This is a genomic window from Nonomuraea sp. AD125B (assembly GCF_041402765.1).
Lineage (GTDB): Bacteria > Actinomycetota > Actinomycetes > Streptosporangiales > Streptosporangiaceae > Nonomuraea > Nonomuraea bangladeshensis.
The window spans coordinates 976,466-993,729 of sequence record NZ_JBGLOU010000001.1 but is presented as its reverse complement, the minus strand read 5'-3'; the positions used below and the strand labels follow the sequence as shown (position 1 = coordinate 993,729).

Here is a 17,264-nt window from a genome sequence, read left to right as displayed (position 1 = left end):
ATTGACGTGACGGAGGAGAGCCGATACCTTCACAGCATCAACGCGAGACGAACCGTCTCGTATCACTAGCACCAGCCGATCGGAGATCGCGTATGCGCACCCCGGAAACCACCGCCCCCCGCACCTGGTTCATCACCGGCGCCGGTCGCGGCCTCGGCCGCGCGTTCGCCCTGGCCGCGCTGGAGCGCGGCGACCGGGTGGCCGCCGCCGCCCGCACCGTCACCCTGGAGGACTTCCCCAGCCAGTACGCCGACCGCCTGCTCGTCCTCCCCCTGGACGTGACCGACCGCGCCGCCGTGTTCGCCGCCGTGGACACCGCCGCCGAGCACTTCGGCCGGCTCGACATCGTGGTCAACAACGCCGGCACCATGTCCTCGGGCATGATCGAGGAGTTCACCGAGGCCGAGGCCCGCGCCCAGCTCGACGTCAACTTCTTCGGCGCGATGTGGGTCTGCCAGGCCGTCCTGCCGCACCTGCGCGCCCAGCGGTCCGGCCACATCGTGCAGGTCTCCAGCATCGCCGCGCTCGGCGGCTTCCCCAGCACCGGCATGTACAGCGCGAGCAAGTTCGCGCTGGAGGGCATGAGCGAGTCGCTGGCGATGGAGGCCGCGTCGTTCGGCGTCAAGCTCAGCATCGTCCAGCCCGGCGGCTACTGGACCGACCTCTACACCAGCATGACCACGGCCACGCCCAAGGAGGAGTACGCATCCCTGCGCGCCGAGCTGGAGAAGCAGTGGGCCGAGGGCTCGGTCGACAGCGAGCCGCGCCTGGCCGCCGAGGCGCTGCTGAAGCTGGTCGACAGCGACGACCCGCCGCTGCGGCTGCTGCTCGGCAGCATGGTGTACGACCTGGCCTTCGACATCTCCCGGCAGCAGATGGCGACCTGGGCCGCCTGGGAGCAGGTCAGCCGCGACGCCGAGCACGCCGTTCCCGCCCCGGGGAGCGGCCGTTGACGCACCCGCCACGCCCTCGGCCGCACCGACACCAGGAGGACGCTCATATGCAGTCCGATGGCGTCGCGCACGTCGCGCAGCGTCGCGCCGGTGCGGGCAGCCCGGCGTGGGTGGCGATGCGGCGGATGAGCTTGCCGAGGGCCTTGCGGTCCTGCCGGGCTTGCCGCTTCGGGGCACGGTGACGAACAGCGGCTCGATGGCTATCTGGGGTTGTCAAGCGACCTGGCTGGTCAGCCGCGTGAAGGTCTGTCAGGCACGTCAGGCAAGTGGAGCTCGGCATGCCCAGCATGGTGAGCTCCGGCGTGAAGGCATTCGAACGTGTGGAGAGCGATCGATCAGCGTTGATCTCGCTGCCTGTCGAAAGTCACGACTGCGGCTTGACCTGATCAGGTGCGGATGTGAGGGCGGCGACGGTAAGCGTCAGGTGCTGGGTCAGCACCTCGGTGGCGGTGTCGGCGTCACGGGCCAGCGCCGCTTCCTCCAGGCGGCGGTGCTCCGCGGCGCCGTCGCGGTCGGGTGTGCGCTGCGCCGACCAGCGGCGGGCCAGCTCGCCGGCCGTCCATAGTCTGTCGAAGGTGTCCAGCAGCACGGGGTTGCCGCACCCGTCCAGCAGGGTCCGGTGGAAGACGCGGTGTGCCTCCGACCACGCGCTGGTGTAGTACTCGCCTTCCTCCGGCTCGTACGGCGGTGTGCGGGTCAGGCGGTGGTGGGCCGCGCGCACCCGTGCCTCCCAGTCGAGGTCGCCGCGCTCGATCGCCAGGCGCAGCATGACCGGCTCGATCGTACGGCGGGCCTCGGCGATCTGTTGCCACCGCCGGTCGGAGAAGTCGGGGACGGCGAAGCCGCGGTTGGGCAGCCGTACTGCGATGCCCTCGCCCACCAGCCGCACCAGGGCCTCGCGGACGACGGCCAGGCTGACCTGGTGCTGCTGGGCCAGTTGCTGCGGCTTGAGCGCCTCACCCGGGGCGTACTCGCCCCTCATGATCGCTTCCTGAAGCCGGGTGTGAACACGCTCGGAGAGCATCTGTTTCGTCGAGGGGTCGGCCGTCATGCCCTCAGGATAGACCATCTGCAAAATAATCGATTATTCGTGTTACAGTCGATGATGTGTGAACGGCGCCCCCCGATGGCGCTGCCCACGTCTGCCGACCCACCGGCCGACACCCTCACCATCTGTTCGAAGGACCAGACATGAACGACCCCTTTGCCCGCCTGCCCCAGGTGCCCTCCTTCACCCTCACCAGCACCACGCTGGCCGACGGTGCCCCCTGGCCCGCCGAGCAGAGGTCCGCAAGCCTCCCGGGAGGCAAGGACATCTCGCCACAGCTGTCGTGGAGCGGCGCCCCCGAGGGGACGAAGAGCTACGCCGTCACGGTGTACGACCCGGACGCGCCGACCGGCTCCGGGTTCTGGCACTGGGCCGTGGCCGACATCCCCGCCACCGTCACCGAGCTGCCCGAAGGCGCGGGCGACGACACCGGCTCCGGCCTCCCCGACGGCGCCTACCAGCTGCCCAACGACGCCCGAGTGGCGCGTTACCTCGGCGCGGCCCCGCCGGCGGGGCACGGCCCGCACCGTTACTTCGTCGTGGTGCACGCCCTCGACACCGAGACCATCGGCGTCCCGGCCAGTGCCACGCCCGCCTACCTCGGCTTCACCATCACCGGCCACCTCCTCGGCCGCGCGGTCCTGACCGCCACCGCCGAGACCCCATGACCGTGACCCCGATCGAGCTCTCCGCGTCCGGCATCCACCTGTCACGGGGCGGCAGGATCCACGCCGGCGCCCGGCCGGCGGACGCCGGGCGCGATGGCTGGCACCTGAAGGCGTTCCACGCCAGGACCGGCTCCGACGTCCACGCCGACCACTGGCACGTGAACACCGAGGCCGACGAGATCGTATCCTGCGTCATCGGCAAGATCCGCCTCTACCTGCGTCCAGAACGACCGGGACGGCAGAGGGAAGTAGAGGAGGAGATCAGACTGACGGCCGGCACCGCCGCCATCGTCCCGCGCGGGCGGTGGCACCGGATCCAGCTCGACATCCCCAGCACCGTCATGACCATCACGGCGTCATGTGGCGGCCGTTCGGAGAGCCGCGCCGACCCCCTCTGACGGCGCCCGCTCTCCGATGGCGCACCTTCTGGTGACCGACGCCCTCCAACGGCACCCGCTCCCGGCTCTGCTTACGCGGTCGAGCGGACAGCCTCGACGGAAACGGCCACGCGCAATGCCCCGAGTACGACCAGTGCCCGGAGGTGTGCGGTGGCCGTCCCTGGCGGCTGGTGCTTGCCACCCTTGCGACGCACCCACAGCAGGTCGTAGCCCTCGGTGTGGCCGAGGTCTCCGATGTCGGCCTCGGTGATTGCGGCCAGCCACGCCCGGGCCAGGACCCTGATCGCCGCCCTGCGCGACGGCGAGGGCCTGGTCGAGCCCGGCCCGACACGTGAGCAGCCCCTGCCGCTCGACACCTGGAACGGCGAATGCGATCCTCGCGGCAGACCCGTCGCTCCAGCACAGAAAGAGGAACACGTGCCGCGATCAGCTCAACGCCCATCGAAAGCCCGTCGTGCCGCAACGATCCTCCTCGCGACAGTCGTCGCGCTGGCGTCCACCACGCCCGCGCACGCGACCGCGACTCCCACGATCTCCCTGAGAGGCGTGACCGACTGGGACGGCGACGGCCACCAGGACATCCTCGCCATCGACAGCAGCACCGGCTATTTATGGCTCTATCCGGGCGAGAGCAGGCGCGGCTACAGCTTCCAGCCGCGGGTGAGAATCGGCAACGGCTGGAACGATTTCTACGTCCGCGGCATGACCGACTGGGACGGCGACGGCCACCAGGACATCCTCGCCATCCAGCGCAGCACCGGCCTGCTGTGGCTCTACCCGGGCGAGAGCAAGCGCGGCTACAGCAACCAGCAACCGGTGGTCATCGGCAACGGCTGGAACGGCTACCACATCCGCGGGCTGGCCGACTGGGACGGCGACGGCCACCAGGACATCCTGGCGCAGTACCAAGGCGGCGGGCTGCGGCTCTACCCCGGCGAGAGCAAGCGCGGCTACAGCAGTCAGCCAATGGTGGGAGTCGTCATGGCCGGCCGTCTCACCTACATCCGCTGGGTGGCCGACTGGGACGCCGACGGCCACCAGGACGTCATCGGCAACGGCACCGGAAACGATCTGCTGATCCTCTACCCCGGTGAAAGCATCCGGGGTTTCAGCAGCCAACCCCGGGTCCAGATCGGCAACGGCTGGCAGCGGTATCTCGTCGCGAGCGTCGCCGACTGGGACGCCGACGGCCACCAGGACATCCTCGCCATCAACTACGACACCTGGGACCTGTGGCTCTACCCCGGCGAGAGCAGACGCGGCTACAGCAGCCAGCAACCGGTGAAGATCGGCAACGGCTGGATCGGCTGACCCTGGGCAACGCCACCCCGACCGCGCGGTCGGACCGACGACCCCACCTGCCCGCCCTCTGCCGTGTGATCAGCGCGCCACGCTTGCCGGGGGCGACAAGCTCTGGCTGAGCGCAGCCCTCGTCATCGGACCTGGAGGAGGCTCTGGTCCCTTACGAGGGCGCGCTCGTCATCGTCACCCACGACCGGCGCGTGCGGGTTAGGCTCACCGGCTCCCACCTGGAGCTCAGGGCGGGCCGGGCGGAGCGGCCCGGTCTTCGCCCTCGCCCAGCTGCTGTTCCAGCCGCTCCAGGCCGCCCCTGATGAGCCGCCCGTAGTCGTCGTCGCCGAGCCTGCCGATCTCGGCCCGGGCCTGCCGCAGGTGCTCGCGGGCGCGGTCGAGATCGCCCAGCTTGCGGTAGCACTCGGTGAGGTTGAGGTGCAGCGACGGGTACAGGCCGGCCACCGAGAGCGCGACCCCGGCCCCCGCCAGGCGCTCGTCCGTGACCTGACCGACGGCGGCGAGCGCCCGCAGGTCCCACACGAGCTCCTCGTGCACGTCGTCCTGCACGTCGGCCATGGCGTGGGCGAGGACGCAGATGTGCAGCGGGTCGCCCTCCTCGCCGCCGATGTCCTCCCAGATCTCGGCGAACAGGTCACGAGCGGCTTCGCGCTGACCTTGGTGGTGATGTAACTCCACCCCTTGGCCGATCCGGAGGATCGTCGGGTCGGTGATCATCGGCAGCCCCTTCGGCGGCGCGGAAAGTGGCGCGGGAACAGGGGGCCAGACTACGGGTCCCAGGAGGCACTGGCGAAACACGGTGTGATGTACGACACTCTCTTCCTAGAACCCTGTTTTAGAACAGCGTTCTGCGTTCCCGTGCCGCCGTACCACCCCACACGGGAGCACCTAGCGCGGAGGAGAAAGACATGGTGAAGGCCGTCGCCCGCGAACGTCGCCGACTCGGGTCCCCGCCACCGGGCGGCATCAGCGCGACCGATCCCAATCCCTTCGGATGGGGACCGTTCGTGGTGCTGTTCATCGTGGGAATGGTCGACCGCATCGAAGCCAACCTGATGTCCGGCGTGCTGCCCCTCATCCAGGAGGAATGGGGTTTCAGCGACACCGCCGCCGGATCGATCCCGACCGCCGCCGCCCTGGCCGCCGCGCTCGTCGCGCTGCCGGCCGGCTACCTCGCCGACCGGCACAGCCGTACGAAGATCATCGCGGTGGTGGTCCTCGTCTGGGCCCTGGCCACCCTGGGCTCCGGCCTGGCCGCCGGCTTCGCCTTCTTCTACTTCACGCGGGTGCTGCTCGCCGCCGCCGAGAACATCGACAACCCCGCCGTCGGCAGCCTGCTCGCCGACTACTACCCCGCCGCGACCCGCATGCAGGTGTACGGCTGGACACGGATGACCACGTACCTGGGCGGCGTCGGCACGCTGCTCGGCGGCGTCATCGGCCAGGCGTTCGGCTGGCGGGCCGCGTTCCTGCTGATGGCGATACCCGGAGCCCTGACCGCCCTCCTCGTGTGGCGGCTGCGCGAGCCGCAGCGCGGCGAGATGGACCGGATCATGGCCACCGCCGGCGCCTCCTCCGCGCCCGCACCCGCGCCCGGCGCCCTGGAGCCGCCGCAGGCCGGGCCGCCCGAGGCCGACCCCGCCCCCACCCCCGGCGCGACCGTGAAGCGGCCCTTCTGGCCCCAGGTCCGTCAGGTCCTGGCCATCCGCACCCTGGTCCTCGTCTCCCTCGGGGTGATGATCCTGACCCTCGGCCTCGGCGGCGTCTACTTCTGGCTGCCCTCCCTCATGGTCCGCGGGTTCGGCATGGAGGTCGGCGCCGCCGGCAGTCTCAGCGGCGGCATCACCATCGTGGGCGTCCTGGCCGGGACCGTGATCGGCACCCGCCTCGGCAAGCGGCTGCACGGCCGGGTCCCGGGCGGCCGGCTGCTCGTCGGCGGCACCGGCATCACCGCCGGCTCGATCGTCCTCGGCGTCGCCCTGATCACGGACTCGTCCGCGGCCCTGGTGATCCTCCTCCTGCTGGCCGTCACGATCTCCTCCACCGCGATCCCCACCTGCACGGCGTGCATCGCCGACGTCGTGGCCGCCTCGTCGCGGGGCGTCGGCTTCGCCGTCCTGCAGGTCCTGCTGACGATCGGCGCCGCCTTCGGCCCGCTCATCGTGGGCATCGCCTCGGACGCGACCGGCTCACTCCTCGCGGCCATGTACGCGCTGATCGTGCCCATGATCCTCGGCGGGCTCGTGGTGCTGGCCTCCCGCCGCTCGTACGAACGGGAGGCCGCCCGCGTCCTGGAGGACGCCAGGAACTCCTGAACCAGGGACTCAAGGGCTGATCAGCCCTGTCCGGTAGGCGATGACGACCAGCTGGGCGCGGTCGCGCGCGCCCAGCTTCGCCATCGCCCGGCTGACGTGGGTGCGCGCGGTGGCAGGGCTGAGGAACAGCTCGGCCCCGATCTCCTGGTTGCTCAGGCCCTGCCCCACCAGGGCCAGCACCTCGCGCTCGCGCTCGGTCAGCACCGCGAGCCGGTCCTCCGCGGCCCGGGCGGCCGTACGGCGCGCGGTGAACTGGCCGATGAGCCGCCGGGTGATCCGCGGCGCGAGCAGCGCGTCCCCGGCGGCGATCACCCGGATGGCGTGCAGGAGCTCGGCCGGTCCCGCGTCCTTCAGCAGGAAGCCGCTGGCGCCGGCCTGGAGGGCGTCGAAGACGTACTCGTCGGTGTCGTAGGTGGTGAGGATGAGGACGCGGACCCGCTCCAGCCCGCGCGTCCGCGCGATCTGGGCGGTGGCCTGGATCCCGTCCACCCTGGGCATGCGGATGTCCATGAGGACGACGTCGGGGCGGGTGGCGCGGGCCCGTTCGACGGCCTCGGCGCCGTCGGTCGCCTCCCCCACCACCGTGATGCCGTCCTCCAGGTCGAGCAGGACCTTGAACCCCGATCGCACGAGACCCTCGTCGTCGGCGAGCAGCACCCTGATCGACGCGCCGTCCGGCGGCGGGCCGGCCGCGTTCACAGGCTCGGCCCGGTGGGAGCGAGGGGCAGCCGTGCCCTGACCTCGAACCCGCCGTCCGGAGTCGGCCCCGCGTCGAGCTCCCCGCCGAGCAGCTGACAGCGCTCGCGCATGCCGACGATCCCGCGGCCGGGCCCGACCGGCCCCCTGGGACGCTGCTCCGGGGCGGCCCGGCGGCCCTCGTCGGTCACGCGGATCTCGAAATCCTCGATCCCCGGCCTGAGCGCCACCCGCACCCGGGTCGGCCCGACGTGGCGGACCACGTTCGTGATCGACTCCTGGACGATCCGGTAGGCCGCGCCGCCCACCGCGCTGGGCAACGGCGCGCCGGGCGCGCTCTCCTCGACCTCGACGTCGAGCCCGGCTTCCCGCGCCTTGGCGGTCAGCTCGCCGATCTGCCCCAGCCCGGGGTACGGCACCCGCTCGCCGTCGTCGTCGTCCCTGAGCACCCCGAGGATCGCCCGCATCTCCCGCAGCGCGCGGGAGCTGGTCTGCTCGATGGCGCGCAGCGCCTCGCGGGCCACCTCGGGCCGCTTGTCGAGCACGTGCGCGGTGACGCCGGACTGGACGTTGATGATCGCTATGGCGTGCGCGACGGTGTCGTGGACCTCGCGGGCGATCCGCAGCCGCTCGGCGTCCACGCGCGCCCGCGCCTCCTCCTCGCGGGTGCGTTCGGCCAGCTCGGCGCGCTTCTGGGCCTCGGCCGCGATGACGTGCCTGGTCCGTACGGACTCGCCGAGCGCCGCGCTCATGACCGACGCGCCGATCCTGAAGTACACCCAGCCGATGGCCGCGCCCGGCTCGACGTCGGCCGCGGCGACCAGCCAGCAGACGGCGAGCACCGAGATGCCCACGCCGGCGGTCACCAGCGACCTGCGTCCGTCGCCGTAGGCGGCGACCGTGTAGAGGGCGACGAAGAGCCCGAGCCAGCCGGGCCCGTCGGGGAAGTCGAGGGTGTAGTACGCCAGGCTGGCGAACGCGGTGACGAGGAACACCGGCACCGGCCACCGGCGGCGCACGGCGACGGCCAGGCCGCTCACGATCAGCAGGACATAGCCGAGGTTGCCCAGGTCGGTGAGGGGACGCTGGACCACCTCGCCGGCATTGCGCACCATCGTGCCCTGAACCTGCATCACGGTGACGAAGAGCGCGAGCAGCACCTCCTGCGCCGGCATCGGCAGGCGCAACGACGCCACGCGGTGTTTCATGCCGCGATCCTACGGTTCCTCCGCTTCGAGCGCCCTCCGCCCGGACGCGCGGCCGCCTACGACGACGGGCGTAGCGAGGGACGAGCCGGCTACGCGGAACTACGTAGCCGTCGCCGACCGCAGGCGGAGGCCGGGGGCGCCGCGACGGCGCGACGATCGAGGCCGTCACCTCCGTCGAAAGGAATCCCGATGTCCGTCCCTCACCTGCTGGCGACCACGAACGTTCTGGCCCAGCCCGTCGACGCCTACGCCATGACCACCGGGCGCCTCTGGTCCATGGTGGGCATAGCGCTGGGGCTGGCCGGCGTCGTCGTCGGCGCCCTGGCGCTGGCCCGCCGCTCAAGCCGCCCCGTCACCAGGAGAAGGGGGGCGATCGTGGCCCTGGCGGCTGGGCTCGCCGCCACGGTCGTCGGCGCGCTGGTCGTGGCCGCCGCCGAGGGCGGCCCCGGCACCGGCTACGGCATCGTCGGCGGCTGGGTGTGCCTGGTGGTCGGGCCGGTCGCCATGATCCTCGGCGGGCTGGTGATGGCCCGCTCCCGCCGCACCTCAGCCGAATACATCAAGCAGGTTTGATGTATTGTGCGGAGCATGGAGCTGTCCGGCCGGGCCGTACCGCCGCCGTTCGTGCGGCTGGCCGCCCATGAGGTGCGCTGGCGGCTGCTGAGCGAGCTGGCGCACGGCGACCTGCGCGTGCGCGAGCTCGTCGCCCGCGTCGGCGAGCCGCAGAACCTGGTCTCCTACCACCTGCGGCTGCTGCGCTCGGCCGGGCTGGTCACCGCCCGCCGCAGCAGCTTCGACGGCCGCGACAGCTACTACCACCTGGACCTGGAGCGCTGCGCGGACGCGCTGGCCGCCGCCGGTGCCGCCCTGCATCCCGCGCTGCGGCCGTCCCCCGCCAAGACCGCCGAGACCGCCGAGACCGCCGGCGCGGCCGGCGCTTCGGCGGGGGCGCCCTCCGTGCTGTTCCTGTGCACCGGCAACAGCGCCCGCTCACCCGTCGCCGAGGCCCTGCTGCGCCACCGCACCGGCGGCCGCGCCGAGGTGACCAGCGCCGGCAGCCACCCCAAGGACCGCCTGCACCCCCACGCCGTACGCGTGCTGCGCCGCCGGTACGACATCGACGTCGCCGACCGGCGCCCACGGGGCCTGGACACGCTGACCGGCCGCCGCTTCGACTACGTGATCAGCCTGTGCGACAAGGTCCGCGAGGTCTGCCCCGACTTCGCCGGCCACCCGCGACGCCTGCACTGGAGCATCCCCGACCCGGCCGCCGACCAGGACGGCTACCCCGCCTTCGACCGCACCGCCGCCGAGATCGACACCCGCGTCCGGCACCTGCAACCCGTCCTCTTCCCCGCCCCACGCCAGGAGGTCCGGCCATGACCGCAGCCGACCAGGTCGCCAGCGTCCGCTACATCGTCGACGACGTCCGCGCGGCCGTCGACTTCTACACCGCCCACCTCGGCTTCACCGTCAACTTCGACGCCGCGCCCGCCTTCGCCGACGTGGTACGCGGACCGCTGCGGCTGCTGCTGTCCGGCCCTGCCAGCTCCGGCGCCCGCGCCACCCCCGCCCAGGACGCCGGCGCCGGCCGCAACCGCATCCACCTCATCGTGGACGACCTGGACGCCGAGGTCGCCCGGCTGCGCGAGGCGGGCCTGCCGTTCCGCAGCGACGTGGTCACCGGCCCCGGCGGCCGCCAGATCCTGCTCGCCGACCCCGCCGGCAACCTGGTCGAGCTGTTCCAGCCCGCCTCCTGAGCCTGTCAGAACGGCGACAGTATCGTGGGTCCGGGGAAACGGGAGGTCACCGTGGCGGGCACGTCCGCCGGGCAGGACCGGTTGGAGCGGCGCCTCGGCCTGACCGACGCCGTCGTCATCGGGCTGGGCTCCATGATCGGCGCCGGGGTCTTCGCCGCGTTCGCTCCGGCGGCGCGGGCGGCCGGCTCGGGGCTGCTGCTCGGGCTGGCGCTGGCCGCGCTGGTCGCCTACTGCAACGCCACCTCCTCGGCCCGGCTGGCCGCCCGCTATCCCACCTCCGGCGGCACCTACGTCTACGGGCGCGAGCGCCTCGGGGACTTCTGGGGCTACCTGGCCGGATGGGGTTTCGTGGTCGGCAAGACCGCCTCGTGCGCGGCGATGGCGCTGACCGTTGGCGCCTACCTGTGGCCGGAGCACGCGCACGCGGTCGCGGTGGCCGCCGTGGTGGCGCTCACCGCGGTCAACTACGCGGGGATGCGCAAGACCGTCTGGCTGACCAGGGGGATCGTCGTCGTGGTGGTGGCCGTGCTGGCCGCCGTCGTGCTGGCCTGCCTGGCCTCCGGCGCCGCGGACGCCGCCCGCCTCGACGTGACCTCGGACGCCGGCGTCGGCGGGGTCCTGGAGGCGGCGGGTCTGCTGTTCTTCGCCTTCGCCGGCTACGCCCGCATCGCCACGCTGGGCGAGGAGGTGCGTGACCCGGCCCGGACCATCCCCCGGGCCGTCCCGCTCGCGCTCGGCCTGACCCTCGTGGTCTACGTGGGAGTCGCGGTGGCGGTCCTGTCCGTGCTGGGCGGCGCCGGCCTGGGCGTGGCGACCGCCCCGCTGGCCGAGGCCGTCCGCGGGGCCGGGCTGCCCGCTCTCGCGCCGGTGGTCGGCGCGGGAGCCGCGGTGGCCGCGACCGGTTCGCTGCTGGCGCTGATCCTGGGCGTGTCGCGTACCACGCTGGCCATGGCCCGCGACCGGCACCTGCCGCACGCGCTGGCCGCCGTCCACCCCCGCTTCAAGGTCCCGCACCGCGCCGAGCTGGCCGTCGGCGCGGTCGTCGCGGTCCTGGCCGCCACGGCGGACCTGCGCGGCGCGATCGGCTTCTCCTCCTTCGGCGTGCTGGTCTACTACGCCGTCGCCAACGCGAGCGCGTGGACCCTCACCCGCGCCGAGGGCCGCCCGGCGCGGCCCATCCCCGCGGTCGGCCTGGCCGGCTGCCTGGTCCTGGCCTTCGCGCTGCCGCTCTCCTCGGTGATCGCCGGGGCCGCGGTGCTGGCCGCCGGCGCGGCCGCGTACGGCCTGCGCCGGGCGATCACCGCGCGCTCGGCGTGAAGCGACCGCGCCCGGCCAGAGGGAAGCATTACCTCCGCTGCCGGGTCGGATCACCGGCGACCGGGCAGGCATCTGAGGCGACGCGGACAGGCGGGGGATCGGGGACGGATGATGAGCGACGAAGCACGGGACGACCGCGCGGCACCGGACGTGCGCCGCCGCAACGTGCTCGGCCTGCCCGTCGCCCTGGCCTGCGGCGCGGTGGTGCCGGCCGCGTGCGCCACCTCCACCCCCGCCACCCTCGGGAAACAGGCCGCGCAAGAGGTGCCGGTCACGCCGCCGGAAGACCTCATGCGCGAGCACGGCGTGCTCAAACGCGTCCTGCTGATCTACCGTGAGGGCATCCGGCGGATCGGCGCGGGCGAGCCGGTGCCGATCCGGCCCCTGCACGCCGGGGCCGGCATCATCCGTACGTTCATCGAGGAGTACCACGAGGAGCTCGAAGAACGCTACGTCTTCCCGCGCCTGGTCAAGGCGGGCAAGCTGACCGACACCGTCCCCGTCCTGGTCCGGCAGCACCAGCGCGGCCGCGTGCTGACCGGCCGCATCCTGGACGTCACCGCCAGAGCCGTCCCCCAGCGGGCCCGTCGCGACCTCGCCGCCGACCTGGCGGCCTTCGTCCGCATGTACGAGCCCCACGAGGCCCGCGAGGACACCGTGGTCTTCCCCGCCATGCGCGAGGTCATCCCGCCCAAGGAGTTCAGCGAGCTGGCCGAGACCTTCGAGGACGAGGAGCACCGCCGCTTCGGCCCGGCCGGCTTCACCGGCGTCGTCGGACAGGTCGCCGACATCGAGAAGACGCTCGGCATCTACGACCTGAACCAGTTCACCCCCCGCCGGTGACCCAGACGGGACGGCCCTGCCGCGCGGCCTAAACTGCCGGTCATGGCACCGAGACGCAGGCGCGACCCTGCGGAGTCACGCGCCGAGCTGCTGGCGGCGGCGGCCGAGTTGATCAGGCAGCGGGGCCCGGACAACGTGAGCCTGCGGCAGATCGCCGAGGCCGCCGGGGTCGCCCACGGGCTTGTGTCCCACTATTTCGGCAGCTATGCCGCCCTGGTCAGGGAGGTGCTGCGCGTCGAGAACGACCGCATCGAGGCGCGGGTGCGCGAGCGCATCCGCGCCGAGGGCGGCGTGCCGCTGGCGGCGGACATCATGGACGTGGTCTTCGACACGCTGGCGGACGAGCGCTACCTGCGCCTGTTCGTCTGGGCGGAGATGCACGCCGACTACCGGGGCGCCACACGGCCGGCGCTGGTGGAGCTGGTCGACACGATGGAGGCCGGGATCAGGGACGCGCTCGGGGGCCGGCCCGTGCCGGGCAGGGCGCGGATCGAGGCGGTGGTGCTGATCGGGCTCTCGGCCGCGTACGGCTTCGCCATCGGCGGCCGGTCGTGGCTGGCGGGCCTGGGTCACGACCCCGACGACCCGGCGCACGCGGCGGAGTTCCGCGTCCAGCTCGCGCGGATGATGGGCGCCCACATGGTGGAGGAGTCCGGGGCGGAGGAGTCCGGCTGACTTGTTCTCCAGTTGGAGAATAAGATGGTCCTGCCCGCTGATTCCGCAGACAGGACCGAGAGCATGGCCGAGCACGTCACCCCCTTCCCCGACCGCCAGACCCGCCCCTCCGACGAGGAGCGTGAGCGGGCGGCCCGGCGGCTCCAGGACGCCGCCGCCGCGGGCCGGATCGAGCTGGCCGAGCTGGACCAGCGGCTGAGCGAGATCTACGGGGCCCGGACCCGTGGCGAGCTCGCGCACGCGGGCCGCGGCCTGCCCGAGCCGACGCGCGCCGACTCGCTGGTGGTGGCGGAGGAGCCCGGCTCCCGTTTCGCCTTCAGCGTGTTCGGCTGGTTCAGCCGCAAGGGCCGCTGGGTCGCGCCGCGCGCGTTCACGTCGTTCTCGATGTTCGGCGGCGGCGAGATCGACCTGCGCGACGCCCGCTTCGCGAGCCAGGAGATCCGGGTGCGCGCCTTCGCCCTGTGGGGGTACACGGAGGTGATCGTGCCCGACGACGTGGAGGTCGAGGTCAAGGGGTTCGGGCTGTTCGGCGCGTTCGACAGGAGCGCGGTCCGCGCCAGGCGGGGGGCGCCGAGGGTCGTCATCAGCGGCCTCGCGCTGTTCGGCGGCGTCGGCACGAAGACCAAGCCGGCGCCGGGACCGTCCCACGACTGAGGCGGCAGTGGCGGGCCCGCGCCGTCCATGTCACACTCACTGTTATAGAACTCTGTCGAGAGTTCTATAACGACGGGAGTATGGCATGCGAAACGTGCTGCCCTGGCGCGAGCCGGCCACGCCGGCCGGGACGATGGGCGAGCCCCTGACGCGGGGCCGGTTCGGCGAGTACGGCGGACGGTACGCCCCGGAATCCCTCGTGGAGGCCTGCCGCGAGGTGGACGAGGCGTTCCGGGAGGCGTGGGCCGATCCGGGGTTCCGCGGCGCCCTGGCGCGGCTGCTCGCCGTGCACGCCGGGCGGCCGACCCCGCTCACGCCGGCCCGCCGGCTGTCGGAGGCGCTGGGCGTGGAGCTCTACCTCAAGCGCGAGGACCTCACCCACACCGGATCCCACAAGATCAACAACGTGCTGGGCCAGGCCCTGCTGGCCACCCGGATGGGACGGCGCAGGCTGATCGCCGAGACCGGCGCGGGCCAGCACGGCGTGGCCACCGCGACCGCCGCCGCGCTGCTCGGGCTGGAGGCCACGGTCTTCATGGGCGAGCGCGACATCGAGCGGCAGGCGCTGAACGTCTTCCGCATGCGCATGCTCGGCGCCGAGGTCGTCCCGGTGACCACGGGCAGCCGCACGCTCAAGGACGCCACCAGCGAGGCCATGCGGCACTGGGTGGGCGCGACCGCCGACTCCCACTACTGCATCGGCTCGGTCGTCGGGCCGGATCCGTACCCGTGGCTGGTCAGGGAGTTCCAGCGGGTCATCGGCGACGAGGCCCGCGCGCAGTGCGCCGCCGAGCTGCGGACCGGCGTGCCGGACCACGTGGTCGCGTGCGTCGGCGGCGGCTCCAACGCGGCCGGCACGTTCGCCGGGTTCGCCGACACCCCGGCACGGCTGGTCGGCGTCGAGGCCGAGGGCGGAGCGGGGGCGGCCCGCGGCCGGCTCGGCGTCCTGCACGGCTCCCGCTCGCTGTTCCTGCAGGACGACGACGGGCAGATCGTCGAGGCGCACTCCGTGGCCGCCGGGCTCGACTACCCGGGCGTCGGCCCGGAGCACGCCCACCTGCGCGACCTCGGCCGGGCCCGCTACGTGACGGTGACCGACGACGAGGCGATCGCCGCGGCCGTACGGCTGGCGCGCACCGAGGGCATCGTCCCCGCGCTCGAATCGGCCCACGCCCTCGCCTGGGTGATCCGCGCGGCCGGCGGCGGAGAGCTGGCCGCGGGGGCGACGGTGCTCATGACGTTGTCCGGCCGGGGCGACAAGGACGTCTCGACGCTGAAGGAGCTGCTGTGACGAACTCCGCCCTGACCGCCGGCGCGGTCGAACGCCACCTGCGCGCCCGCCGGGACGCCGGTCGCGGCCTGCTCATGCCGTACGTCACCGCCGGGATCACGCCCGGCTGGACCGGCTACCTGCGGGCGTTCGCCGCCGCCGGGGCGGACGCGATCGAGGTCGGCCTGCCCTTCTCCGATCCCACGCTGGACGGCGTCACCATCCAGCAGGCCAGCCAGGCGGCGCTCGACCGGGGGGCGAGCACCCGCCGGATCCTCGCCGACCTGTCCGGGCTGCCGGATCTGGGCGTGCCGCTCGTCGTCAGCACCTACTACAACCTGGTGCTGCACGACGGGCCCCGGGCCTTCTGCGAGGCGCTGCGCCAGGCCGGGGTGAGCGGCCTGATCGTGCCCGACCTGCCGGTGCACGAGGCCGACGAGCTGACGGACGTCGCCGCCGCCACCGGGATCGAGCCGGCCCTGCTGGCCTCGCCGTCCACGCCGCGGGAGCGGCTGGCGGAGATCGCCCGCCACAGCCGCGGATTCGTGTACGCGGTGTCGGTGATGGGCACCACCGGCGAGCGGACCGCGCTCGCCGCCTCGGCGGCGGAGCTCACCGGACGGATCAGGCACGTCACCGGCCTGCCGGTCTTGCTAGGATTCGGCATCTCCACCCCGGACCAGGCACGCGAGGCCCGCCGGCACGCCGACGGCGTCGTGGTCGGCGCCGCGGTCATGCGACGGGTGCTCGACGGGGCCGGACCGGACGACCTGCAGTCCTTCCTCATGACCCTGCGGCAAGCCCTCGACCAGGAGTGTGACCGACCACGATGACCCCCGACGCCGGGCACGAGGCGAGATACCGCGCCATCGCCGCCGACCTCGCCACGAAGATCCGGTCGGGACATTACGCCCCAGGGGAGGCGCTGCCGCCGCAACGGGAGCTGAGCGCCTCCTACGGGGTGACCCTCATGACCCTGCGCCACGCGCTGCGCGAGCTCAGCGACGAGCGGCTGATCGTCCAGCGGCCCGGCAAGGGCACCTTCGTCGCCCCGCCCCACCTGGCCTACCAGCTCGACTCGCTCCGCAGCCTGGCCGACGACCTGCGCGGGCAGGGCCATGACGTGCGCACCGAGGTGATCGGGCGGGCCGTGCGCAGGGCCCCCGCCGGGATCGCCGCCGAGCTGCGGCTGCGTCCGGGCGACAGCGCCCTGCGGCTGGAGCGGGTCCGCGAGTTCGCCGGGCGGCCCGCCGTGCACCAGGTGTCCTGGGTCCGCCGGCCGGTGGCCGACGCGATCCGCGACCGCGACTTCACGGCCGTCTCCCTCTACACGGCGCTCGCCGACGCGGGGGTGGCGGTCGCCCGGGCGTCGGAGGTGGTCCGGCCGGGGCTGCTCGACGCGGCCGCCGCCCGGCACCTGCACGAGGCGCCGGGCGGCCCTGTGCTCGTCAGCACGCGGATCACGTACGCGCTCGACGCCACGCCCGTGGTGTCCGACCACGCCACCATCCTCGGCAGCATGATGGAGATCCGCACCGAGCGCGCCGCCACCGGCCTGTCCCTCACTTGGGGCGCCACGAGCTGAGCGCCCGGCGTCAGACGCAGCCGCGCGCCTTCACGGAGAAGGCCGGGACGGTCAGGCTCGCGCTGCTGGAATGCGTCGTGACGTGGACCGTCGCGCCTTCGAAGCGGAGTTCGTACGCGCCGGGCCCACGGCAGGCGTAGTAGTCGGTGTAGGTGCTGGTGTTGCCGGAGCGGGCGATGTGGACCCTGTTGCTGCGCGGCTCGGTCCAGGCGTTGACGCCGTCCTTCAGCAGCGACAGCTTCGAGCTCATCGAGCAGTCGGTGTTGGACCACAGGACCACGCCGTGCCGGCACTCCAGGGTGACGGTGTCGGTCGGCTCCAGGGTGCGCTCGCCGAAGACATGGGTCTTCCACGCCTCGGTGAGGCAGATGGTGACCCTGGCGGAGTAGTCGCCGGAGGCGACCTCCTTACTGGCGCAGCCGCGGGGAGGGCTCTGCGAGGCGGCGAAGGCGGCCGGCGGGGCGGCGGTGAGGGCTGCGGCGGCGGTGAGCAGCACGGTCAGGCCGTGAATCGGGTTCGTCATGAGGCCGAGATTACTCAGAGCAATTATGAATGACAGAGAG

20 protein-coding genes and 1 pseudogene are annotated in these 17,264 nt (G+C 72.9%); 16 read left to right on the top strand and 5 right to left on the bottom strand.

Annotated features, from left to right (window positions below):
- Nucleotides 1–92: 92 nt before the first annotated feature.
- Entirely contained in the window at nt 93–953 is an 861-nt protein-coding gene (locus ACBR40_RS04615; protein WP_371247519.1) for an SDR family oxidoreductase, read from the top strand.
- A 364-nt stretch (nt 954–1,317) separates the two neighbouring features.
- Here ACBR40_RS04615 and ACBR40_RS04610 read toward each other — a convergent pair whose 3' ends face one another.
- Nucleotides 1,318–1,977 (bottom strand): GntR family transcriptional regulator, encoded by a 660-nt coding sequence (locus tag ACBR40_RS04610; RefSeq protein WP_371247585.1) that lies wholly within the window; start codon nt 1,975–1,977, stop codon nt 1,318–1,320.
- A 167-nt stretch (nt 1,978–2,144) separates the two neighbouring features.
- Here ACBR40_RS04610 and ACBR40_RS04605 point away from each other — a divergent pair, with 167 nt between their 5' ends.
- The 4 genes and pseudogenes from ACBR40_RS04605 to ACBR40_RS04590 form a co-directional block, all read left to right on the top strand.
- Nucleotides 2,145–2,669, top strand: a complete 525-nt coding sequence (locus tag ACBR40_RS04605; RefSeq protein ID WP_371247518.1) for a YbhB/YbcL family Raf kinase inhibitor-like protein — start codon at nt 2,145–2,147, stop codon at nt 2,667–2,669.
- Nucleotides 2,666–3,067: a cupin gene (locus ACBR40_RS04600; RefSeq protein ID WP_371247516.1), complete on the top strand. Its 402-nt coding sequence runs from the start codon at nt 2,666–2,668 to the stop codon at nt 3,065–3,067. Before ACBR40_RS04605 ends, ACBR40_RS04600 begins: the two co-directional genes overlap by 4 nt.
- A gap of 546 nt (nt 3,068–3,613) precedes the next feature.
- Nucleotides 3,614–4,378: an FG-GAP repeat domain-containing protein gene (locus tag ACBR40_RS04595; RefSeq protein WP_371247515.1), complete on the top strand. Its 765-nt coding sequence runs from the start codon at nt 3,614–3,616 to the stop codon at nt 4,376–4,378.
- A gap of 128 nt (nt 4,379–4,506) precedes the next feature.
- Nucleotides 4,507–4,680: pseudogene (locus tag ACBR40_RS04590) on the top strand (tylosin resistance protein TlrC); the annotation flags it as partial.
- Here ACBR40_RS04590 and ACBR40_RS04585 read toward each other — a convergent pair.
- Nucleotides 4,604–5,095 carry a hypothetical protein gene (locus ACBR40_RS04585; RefSeq protein ID WP_371247514.1) on the bottom strand — a complete coding sequence of 164 codons (492 nt, stop codon included), beginning with the start codon at nt 5,093–5,095 and terminating at the stop codon, nt 4,604–4,606. The pseudogene ACBR40_RS04590 and the gene ACBR40_RS04585 overlap by 77 nt on opposite strands.
- A 191-nt stretch (nt 5,096–5,286) precedes the next feature.
- On the opposite strand from ACBR40_RS04585, the gene ACBR40_RS04580 reads away from it, so the two are divergent.
- Nucleotides 5,287–6,693, top strand: a complete 1,407-nt coding sequence (locus ACBR40_RS04580; protein WP_344215922.1) for an MFS transporter — start codon at nt 5,287–5,289, stop codon at nt 6,691–6,693.
- Between the two features lie 9 nt (nt 6,694–6,702).
- Here ACBR40_RS04580 and ACBR40_RS04575 read toward each other — a convergent pair whose 3' ends face one another.
- Both ACBR40_RS04575 and ACBR40_RS04570 read right to left on the bottom strand, forming a co-directional pair.
- Nucleotides 6,703–7,392, bottom strand: coding sequence for a response regulator (locus ACBR40_RS04575; protein WP_371247513.1), 690 nt, complete (start codon nt 7,390–7,392; stop codon nt 6,703–6,705).
- Nucleotides 7,389–8,597 (bottom strand): sensor histidine kinase, encoded by a 1,209-nt coding sequence (locus ACBR40_RS04570; RefSeq protein ID WP_371247512.1) that lies wholly within the window; start codon nt 8,595–8,597, stop codon nt 7,389–7,391. The genes ACBR40_RS04575 and ACBR40_RS04570 overlap by 4 nt, the downstream gene beginning before the upstream one ends.
- 189 nt (nt 8,598–8,786) lie before the next feature.
- Between ACBR40_RS04570 and ACBR40_RS04565 the strand changes: the two genes are divergently transcribed.
- The 10 genes from ACBR40_RS04565 (at nt 8,787) to ACBR40_RS04520 (ending at nt 16,701) form a co-directional block, all read left to right on the top strand.
- Nucleotides 8,787–9,170 carry a DUF6223 family protein gene (locus ACBR40_RS04565; protein ID WP_344215928.1) on the top strand — a complete coding sequence of 128 codons (384 nt, stop codon included), beginning with the start codon at nt 8,787–8,789 and terminating at the stop codon, nt 9,168–9,170.
- Nucleotides 9,171–9,185: 15 nt separating this feature from the next.
- On the top strand, nt 9,186–9,980 hold the full coding sequence (locus ACBR40_RS04560) for a metalloregulator ArsR/SmtB family transcription factor (protein ID WP_371247511.1): 795 nt from the start codon (nt 9,186–9,188) through the stop codon (nt 9,978–9,980).
- On the top strand, nt 9,977–10,357 hold the full coding sequence (locus tag ACBR40_RS04555) for a VOC family protein (protein WP_371247510.1): 381 nt from the start codon (nt 9,977–9,979) through the stop codon (nt 10,355–10,357). Before ACBR40_RS04560 ends, ACBR40_RS04555 begins: the two co-directional genes overlap by 4 nt.
- Nucleotides 10,358–10,408: 51 nt before the next feature.
- Entirely contained in the window at nt 10,409–11,674 is a 1,266-nt protein-coding gene (locus tag ACBR40_RS04550; protein ID WP_371247509.1) for an APC family permease, read from the top strand.
- Between the two features lie 111 nt (nt 11,675–11,785).
- A complete protein-coding gene (locus ACBR40_RS04545) occupies nt 11,786–12,517 on the top strand; it encodes a hemerythrin domain-containing protein (protein ID WP_371247508.1) in 732 nt (243 codons plus the stop codon).
- A 42-nt stretch (nt 12,518–12,559) separates the two neighbouring features.
- A complete protein-coding gene (locus ACBR40_RS04540; protein WP_344215938.1) occupies nt 12,560–13,192 on the top strand; it encodes a TetR/AcrR family transcriptional regulator in 633 nt (210 codons plus the stop codon).
- A 63-nt stretch (nt 13,193–13,255) separates the two neighbouring features.
- A complete protein-coding gene (locus ACBR40_RS04535; RefSeq protein WP_344215940.1) occupies nt 13,256–13,846 on the top strand; it encodes a DUF1707 domain-containing protein in 591 nt (196 codons plus the stop codon).
- Nucleotides 13,847–13,931: 85 nt separating this feature from the next.
- Nucleotides 13,932–15,137, top strand: a complete 1,206-nt coding sequence (gene trpB, locus ACBR40_RS04530) for a tryptophan synthase subunit beta (RefSeq protein WP_371247507.1) — start codon at nt 13,932–13,934, stop codon at nt 15,135–15,137.
- Entirely contained in the window at nt 15,134–15,949 is an 816-nt protein-coding gene (gene trpA, locus ACBR40_RS04525; RefSeq protein WP_371247506.1) for a tryptophan synthase subunit alpha, read from the top strand. Before trpB ends, trpA begins: the two co-directional genes overlap by 4 nt.
- A complete protein-coding gene (locus ACBR40_RS04520; protein WP_344215944.1) occupies nt 15,946–16,701 on the top strand; it encodes a GntR family transcriptional regulator in 756 nt (251 codons plus the stop codon). The genes trpA and ACBR40_RS04520 overlap by 4 nt, the downstream gene beginning before the upstream one ends.
- A gap of 10 nt (nt 16,702–16,711) precedes the next feature.
- On the opposite strand, the gene ACBR40_RS04515 is transcribed toward ACBR40_RS04520, so the two are convergent.
- A complete protein-coding gene (locus tag ACBR40_RS04515) occupies nt 16,712–17,224 on the bottom strand; it encodes a hypothetical protein (protein ID WP_371247505.1) in 513 nt (170 codons plus the stop codon).
- Nucleotides 17,225–17,264: the final 40 nt, after the last annotated feature.

Coding starts and splice junctions, on each gene's coding strand:
- ACBR40_RS04615 (WP_371247519.1), top strand. CDS start 93: ATGCGCACCCCGGAAACCACCGCCCCCCGCACCTGGTTCATCACCGGC.
- ACBR40_RS04610 (WP_371247585.1), bottom strand. CDS start 1,977: ATGCTCTCCGAGCGTGTTCACACCCGGCTTCAGGAAGCGATCATGAGG.
- ACBR40_RS04605 (WP_371247518.1), top strand. CDS start 2,145: ATGAACGACCCCTTTGCCCGCCTGCCCCAGGTGCCCTCCTTCACCCTC.
- ACBR40_RS04600 (WP_371247516.1), top strand. CDS start 2,666: ATGACCGTGACCCCGATCGAGCTCTCCGCGTCCGGCATCCACCTGTCA.
- ACBR40_RS04585 (WP_371247514.1), bottom strand. CDS start 5,095: ATGATCACCGACCCGACGATCCTCCGGATCGGCCAAGGGGTGGAGTTA.
- ACBR40_RS04580 (WP_344215922.1), top strand. CDS start 5,287: ATGGTGAAGGCCGTCGCCCGCGAACGTCGCCGACTCGGGTCCCCGCCA.
- ACBR40_RS04570 (WP_371247512.1), bottom strand. CDS start 8,597: ATGAAACACCGCGTGGCGTCGTTGCGCCTGCCGATGCCGGCGCAGGAG.
- ACBR40_RS04565 (WP_344215928.1), top strand. CDS start 8,787: ATGTCCGTCCCTCACCTGCTGGCGACCACGAACGTTCTGGCCCAGCCC.
- ACBR40_RS04560 (WP_371247511.1), top strand. CDS start 9,186: ATGGAGCTGTCCGGCCGGGCCGTACCGCCGCCGTTCGTGCGGCTGGCC.
- ACBR40_RS04555 (WP_371247510.1), top strand. CDS start 9,977: ATGACCGCAGCCGACCAGGTCGCCAGCGTCCGCTACATCGTCGACGAC.
- ACBR40_RS04545 (WP_371247508.1), top strand. CDS start 11,786: ATGAGCGACGAAGCACGGGACGACCGCGCGGCACCGGACGTGCGCCGC.
- ACBR40_RS04540 (WP_344215938.1), top strand. CDS start 12,560: ATGGCACCGAGACGCAGGCGCGACCCTGCGGAGTCACGCGCCGAGCTG.
- ACBR40_RS04535 (WP_344215940.1), top strand. CDS start 13,256: ATGGCCGAGCACGTCACCCCCTTCCCCGACCGCCAGACCCGCCCCTCC.
- trpB (WP_371247507.1), top strand. CDS start 13,932: ATGCGAAACGTGCTGCCCTGGCGCGAGCCGGCCACGCCGGCCGGGACG.
- ACBR40_RS04520 (WP_344215944.1), top strand. CDS start 15,946: ATGACCCCCGACGCCGGGCACGAGGCGAGATACCGCGCCATCGCCGCC.
- ACBR40_RS04515 (WP_371247505.1), bottom strand. CDS start 17,224: ATGACGAACCCGATTCACGGCCTGACCGTGCTGCTCACCGCCGCCGCA.